Origin of the sequence: Herbaspirillum sp. CAH-3 (assembly GCF_009668275.1) — a bacterium.
Classification (GTDB): Bacteria; Pseudomonadota; Gammaproteobacteria; order Burkholderiales; family Burkholderiaceae_D; genus Herbaspirillum; species Herbaspirillum aquaticum.
In genome coordinates this window covers 1-460 of record NZ_VSWE01000049.1, presented here as the reverse complement: position 1 = coordinate 460, position 460 = coordinate 1, and the positions used below count along the sequence as shown (strand labels likewise).

At 62.4% G+C, this 460-nt stretch carries 1 protein-coding gene; it reads left to right on the top strand.

The window, feature by feature from the left end:
* Nucleotides 1-460: aromatic amino acid lyase (locus FYB76_RS26530; protein ID WP_195724730.1), on the top strand; the 460-nt coding region annotated here is incomplete at both ends.

Below are 460 nucleotides of genomic sequence, written 5' to 3'. Positions count from 1 at the left end.
GGTCCGGTCAAATTTGATCTCAAGGCCAAGGATGCCTCAGCCCTCATCAATGGCTGCACGGCTTCCCTTGCGGTGGCCATCCTCGCTGCGCACGATGCCCGCAACCTGCTGACCGATGCCTGCCTGTCGCTGGGGCTGACCCTGGAAGCGATGCGCGCCGAGATGTCGGCCTTCGATCCGCGCATCCAGATGGCCCGTCCGCATGCGGGGCAGATCAAGACGGCCGAAGTCATCCGCACGCTGCTCAAGGGCTCCACCCGTACCACGCATGAAGCACGCGCCGTGCAATTGCCCGATGAATTGCGCCGCACCGATATCCCTTACACCGCGCGCATCCAGGATGTGTACTCGCTGCGCTGCGCACCGCAGGTGTATGGCCCGGTCTTCGATGCGCTGGACTACATCGACACCATCATCGAGAAGGAAACCAACTCCGCCACCGACAATCCGCTGATCTTCA